We start from the raw sequence: 6,177 nt of genomic DNA on the forward strand, positions 1-6,177 counted from the left end.
CTACTTTCCCGAACAGATCGTCGCCCATGTCACTGCCCGCCGCGCGCCAAACATCGTCATTTCCGACGAGAGCGAACAACTGCTCGATTCCGCCGGCGGCATCGTCAAGGCGTTGCCCGAACTGGGCGATCAGCCCTTCTACATCCTCAACGCCGACACGTTCTGGATCGATGACGGTCCTCTCAATCTCCAGCGCCTCGCCCTTGCATGGGACGCGGCGAAAATGGATATTCTGCTGATGCTGGCGGATCTCCAACAGGCGACCGGACACTGCGGCAGCACCGATTTCCTGGTGGCGCCGGATGGCGGCTTGCGGCGTTCGAAAGGCGACCCGGCGGGGCTGATCTATGCCGGGGCGGCGATCGTCCATCCGCGCCTGTTCGAGGGTGCACCGGCCGGGCCGCACTCGCTCAACGCCTATTTCGATTCCGCCATCGCGGCCGGCCGCCTGTTCGGCATGCCCATGCATGGCCACTGGATCACCGTCGGCACGCCCGATGCCGTACCGCTCGCGGAAGCGGCGGTCGCCGGTGCGCTCATCGAGTCGCAATGAGCGGCTCCAGCCGCGTTTTCTCGATCCCGCCCGGAGCGCCGTTTCTGCCGACGCTTGCCGAGGCGCTGCTTGCCGGCCGCCTTGTTCCGGGGTTTCGATTTGACGGCGACCCGCTCGCTTTGGCCGATGTCACCATCTATGTGCCGACACGCCGTGCCGCGCGTGCCTTGCGGGGTGTCTTCGTCGACAGCCTGGCGGCACGCGGCGGCGGCGGCTCGGCGATCCTGCCGGTCATCCGGCCACTGGGCGAGTTCGACGAGGATGAGGCCGCATTCGAGACCGAGGCATCGGCGGCCATAGATCTCGCGCCGCCGATCGCCGCGATCGAACGCCTGTTGCTGCTGACGCCGTTGGTGCGCGCCTGGAAACGCCGGCTGCCGGCGCATGTCGCCGCCCTTTTCGCCGAGGAGATCGTCATCCCGGCTTCCACCGCCGACGCGATCTGGCTGGCGCGCGATCTCGCCCGGCTGATGGACGAGATCGAGACGGAAGGAACGGACTGGGCCAAGCTCACCGATCTGGTGACCGGCAACCTTGCCGGGTGGTGGCAGGTGACCCTCGAATTCCTCGGCATCGTCACCGAAGCCTGGCCGAAATTCCTCGCGGAAAGCGACCGCTCAAATCCGGCCGCGCATCGCAGTGCGCTGATCCGCGCCGAGGCGGCGCGGCTGCTGCGCAATCCGCCCGCTGGCCCCGTTATCGCCGCGGGCTCGACCGGCTCGATACCCGCCACGGCCGAACTGCTTGCCGCCATCGCGCGCCTGCCCGGCGGCGCCATCGTGCTGCCCGGCCTCGACCGTACGCTGGACGAAGCGTCGTTCCAGGCAATCGCCGCGCCCGGCGCGCGTCCAGCCGTGCTCGGCCACCCGCAATATGGCTTGGCCAGGCTGATCGGCAAGATCGGCGTATTGCGCAGCGACGTCGAGGAGATTGGCGTGGCCGAACCGCGACTTGCGCTTCGCGCCGCCCTTGTCGGCGAAGCGCTGCGGCCGGCCGAAACCACCGAACTCTGGGCCGAGACACGTGCCGGTTTCCCGGCGTCCCACATTGCCGGCGCCTTCGCCGAGGTGACCTTGCTCGAAGCTGCCAGCGAACGTGATGAAGCTGTCGCCATCGCCGTCGCGCTCAAGCGCGCGGTCGAACAGCCCGGCCAAAGGGCGGCTCTCGTCACCGGCGATCGCGCATTGGCACGGCGCGTCTCGATCGAGCTCCAGCGCTTCGGCGTCGCCGCCGACGATTCCGGTGGCACGCCGCTCGCCAACACCCCGGCGGCCAGCCTGCTCAGGCTGGCGCTCGAGGCATTGTTCAGGCCAGGCGATCCGGTCGGCCTGTTGTCGCTGCTCAAGCATCCGCTGCTTGGCCTCGGCCTCGAACGGGCCGATGTGCGCCACGCGGCGGAACTGGTCGAGCTGGTGGCGCTGCGCGGCGGCACCGGCCGCCCAGACATCGTTTCGCTGCCGGAACTGTTCGAGGCCCGCCTCACCGGTCTGGGCGGCGGCAGCCGGCCGCCCTTCTGGTTTTCCCGGCTGACCGTGCGCTCCATCGAAACTACCCGGAATTTGCTTGAACGTCTCAAGCAGGCTCTGGCGCCGCTCGCAGCCTTCCGCGGCCGGGACGATGCCGACCTTGCCGCGCTTGTCAGGGCCAGCGTCGCCACACTCGAAAATCTCGGCCGCACCGCCGACGGTGGTCTTGGCGAACTCTATGCCGGTGACGCCGGCGAAAAGCTTGCCGAACTGCTGCGCGGGCTGGTCGCGGCTTCGGCTTCACTGTCCTTCGCGGCGACCGAGTGGCCCGATATCATGGCGGCGCTGATCGCGCCTGAATCGGTCAAGCCGGCACAGGGCACCGACCGGAACATCGCCATCTGGGGTGCGCTGGAAGCCCGATTGCTGACCGTCGATACGCTGGTCATCGGCGGGCTCAATGAGGGCGTATGGCCGCGCAAGCCCGAGAGCGACCGCTTCATGTCGCGGCTGATGAAGACCGGTATCGACCTCGAACCGCCCGAGCGGCGCATCGGCCTTGCCGCGCATGATTTCCAGATGGCCATGGGCGCTGGGAAAGTGGTGCTGTCCCGCTCGGCGCGCGCCGGCGACGCACCCGCCGTGCCGTCGCGCTGGCTTCAGCGGCTGCTGACCTTTATCGGCAACAATCAGGCAGCGGAGCTGCGCCGGCGTGGCGACGAACTGCTCGCCTGGGCGCGCGCGCTGGATACAGGCCCAAGGCGGGATTTCGCGCCACGGCCGCAGCCGAAGCCGCCCCTGTCGGTGCGCCCGACGCATTTCTCGGTCACCGAGATCGAGACCCTGCGCCGGGATCCCTACGCTGTCTATGCGAGACGGATCCTTGGACTGATGCCGCTCGATCAGGTCATCCGCGACCCCGGTGCGGCCGAGCGCGGCACGCTGTTTCACGCCATCCTGCATCTGTTCTCAGGCAGTGTCGCCGATCCGCGCACCCCCGAGGCGCTCGCCGGCCTTATCGCCGCCGGCCGCGCCTGTTTTGCCGAGGCCGCACTTCCGGCCGATGTCGAGGCGGTGTGGTGGCCGCGCTTCGAGAAACTCGCCGCCAACATCATCGGGTGGGAGCGCACGCGCGCCGATGCGGTGACAAAGCGCCATGCCGAGGAGCGCGCCGGCAAGACCGTTGTCGGCCAATCCGGCGTGACGCTGTCCGGCTACGCCGACCGCGTTGACCTTTTGGCCGGCGGCATGGCCGACATACTGGATTACAAGACCGGTTCCTCGCCGTCCAAGGCGCAGGCGCACACACTGCTTGCGCCGCAACTGGCGTTGGAGGGCGCGCTGCTCAGGCGCGGCGCCTTCAAGGATCTGGGCGTACGCGAGCCCTCTCAACTGGCCTTCATCAGGCTGAAGCCGAATGGCGAGGTGTTCGAGGAATCCATCCTCGAACACAATCGCCAGCCGCGGACCGCGACCGATCTTGCCGAAGAGGCCTGGGCGCGGCTGGAAAAGCTGTTGATCCACTATGCCGATCCTGCGACGGGTTATCTGTCGCGCGCGCTGCCGTTCCGCGAAGGCGAGACCGATGGCGACTACGACCATCTTGCCCGCGTGCTCGAATGGTCGGCAGGCGGCGATGCCGGCGACGAGGCAGGGGAGGCATGAAAAAGGCCTATCCGATCCCCAGCGACACCGCGACCAGCCAAGCCCGCGCCGCCGATCCCGGCAATTCCGCCTGGGTGTCGGCGAATGCCGGATCCGGCAAGACCCATGTGCTGGCCCAGCGCGTCATCCGGTTGCTGCTGCGCGGCACCGATCCCTCGAAGATCCTGTGCCTGACCTATACGCGCGCCGCTGCCGCCAACATGTCCAACCGGGTCTTCTCGACACTGTCGGAATGGACCACGCTCGGTGACGCCGACCTTGCGGCAAAGGTCGAGGCTCTGGAAGGCCGCCGGCCGGATCTCGAGACCATGCGCCGGGCGCGGCGCCTGTTCGCCGAGGCACTGGAAACGCCCGGCGGGTTGAAGATCCAGACCATCCATGCCTTCTGCGAATCGGTGCTGCACCAGTTCCCGCTGGAAGCCAACATCCCGGCCCATTTCGAGATGCTCGACGGCCAGATGGAGGCATCGCTGTTCGCCGCGGCGCGCCGCGAGATGATCTCCGGCACATCCGCCGGCGACAGGGATCTGGCCGAGGCTTTTGCCGCCATTCTCGATCGGGGCGGCGAAGCCGGGCTCGACGCCTTGCTGGGTGAGATCGTGCGCAAGCGCGACGGCTTGCGCAATTTCATCGACGCCGTCGGGCGTGATGGCACGCGCTTCCAGGCCCTGTTCGAGGAATTCCATTTCCATCCAGGCCAGACGGCCGAGGGCATAGCCGCTTCGGTATGGCCGTTGCCGGGTTTCCTGCCCGACTATTTTGCCGGCTTCGCCCACGCAGCCGAGGCCACCGACGCCAGATCGGTGCTGAACAACATCCTGCCCTATGCGCGGCAGGCTTTCGCCGAGGGCGATCCCATTCGGCGCCTGCAACTGCTGGCGCGAGCCTTCCTCAAGACCGATGGCGACGCCTACGACCCGGCAAAGGCCTTCAGGAAGGCCCTGGTCGACCGGCTGCCGGATCTGGCGGAGCGCTATCTCTCGGCCGCCAATGCCATCGTCGAAACCACCGACCGGCTGGCCCTGTTCCGGATGCTGGAGGGTACAAGAGCGGCGCTGACCATCGCCGACTGGCTGATCGCCCGCTACGAAATGCTGAAGCGCAGCCGCGGCTTTCTCGATTTCAACGACCTGATCACCCGCACCGTCAACCTGCTGGCGCGGCCAGACGCCGGCCCCTGGGTGCAATACAAGCTTGACCAGGGCATCGACCATATCCTGCTCGACGAGGCGCAGGACACCAGTCCGGACCAATGGGAAGTGGTGAAACGGCTGGCGGAAGAATTCTTTGCCGGCTTTGGCGCGCGCGACAGGGTCCATCGCACGGTCTTCGCGGTCGGCGACGAGAAGCAGTCGATCTATTCGTTCCAGGGGGCTGCCCCGGACTCCTTCGCCGACAGCCGGCTGTTGTTCGCGGGACGGGTGCGTGACGCCGAGGCGTCCTTTGCCGATCTCAAACTGACCTGGTCGTTCCGCTCGACCGACGACGTTCTTACCGCGGTCGACCGCGTCTTCGCCGACGCGAGCGTGCGGCGCGGCATCAGCCATGATCCCGATCCGCTGCGCCACCAGGCGATCCGCACCGACGCACCGGGCTATGTCGAGGTGTGGCCGTCGGTCGGCGCCGATGTCGTCGATGAGCCCGACGACTGGACGCAAGCCATCGACCATGCGCACGCGCCGGCGGTGCGCGTGGCTGAGAACGTCGCCGCCACAATCGCCGGCTGGATCGGCAGTGGCGAAATCATCGAAGGCCGGGGCAAGCGGCTGCGGCCGGGCGATGTGCTGGTGCTGGTGCGCAAGCGCGACCGCTTCGTCCATGCGCTGACCCGCGCACTCAAACGCCGCGACATTCCGGTTGCCGGCGCCGACCGGCTGAGCCTGCCTGGACACATCGCGGTCAAGGACCTGATTGCGCTCGGTCATCTCCTCATCCAGCCGCAGGACGATCTGTCGCTTGCCGCCGTGTTGCGCAGCCCGATCTTCGATCTGCCGGAAGAGACGCTTTTCACGCTCGCCGCGCAGAGGCCGTCCGGCTTGTCGCTGATCGCGTCGTTGCGACAGCACGCCGGCGAAAGCGAGAGACTGGCGAAGATCGTCGCCCAGGTCGACATCTGGACGAACGAGGCCGCCTTCAAACCGGTGTTCGAGTTTTACGCTGGCCTGCTGGCGCGTGATGGCGTGCGCCGCAAGATGATCGCGCGGCTCGGGCCCGAAGCCGGCGACATTCTCGACGAGTTCCTCAGCTTCTGCCTGGCCGAGGAACGGACCGGCCTGCCGGGGCTGGAAGCCTTCCTGTCGACGCTGGAAAACGCCGGTCCTGAGATCAAGCGCGAGATGGACCAGACCCGCGACGAGGTCCGGGTCATGACCCTGCACGCTGCCAAGGGCCTGGAAGCGCCGGTCGTGTTCCTGGTCGATGGCGGTTCCGCCCCGTTCAGTGACCAGCATCTGCCGCGCCTGATGCCCTTCGATGGCTCCGGCGCGAATTGGG

General features: G+C 67.5%; 3 protein-coding genes. All 3 read left to right on the forward strand.

Features of this window, described 5'->3' with window-relative positions; translation table 11 throughout:
- A partial coding sequence (locus tag EN906_RS19460) for a nucleotidyltransferase family protein (RefSeq protein ID WP_164777243.1) occupies positions 1 to 553 on the forward strand: 553 nt, incomplete at its 5' end.
- On the forward strand, positions 550 to 3,684 hold the full coding sequence (gene addB / locus EN906_RS19465; RefSeq protein WP_127372017.1) for a double-strand break repair protein AddB: 3,135 nt from the start codon (positions 550 to 552) through the stop codon (positions 3,682 to 3,684). The genes EN906_RS19460 and addB, both read left to right, overlap by 4 nt.
- On the forward strand, positions 3,681 to 6,177 hold a 2,497-nt coding region (gene addA, locus EN906_RS19470; protein ID WP_127375313.1), incomplete at its 3' end, for a double-strand break repair helicase AddA. The genes addB and addA, both read left to right, overlap by 4 nt.

The organism is Mesorhizobium sp. M7A.F.Ca.CA.004.06.1.1, from assembly GCF_003999135.1.
Taxonomy (GTDB): Bacteria; Pseudomonadota; Alphaproteobacteria; order Rhizobiales; family Rhizobiaceae; genus Mesorhizobium.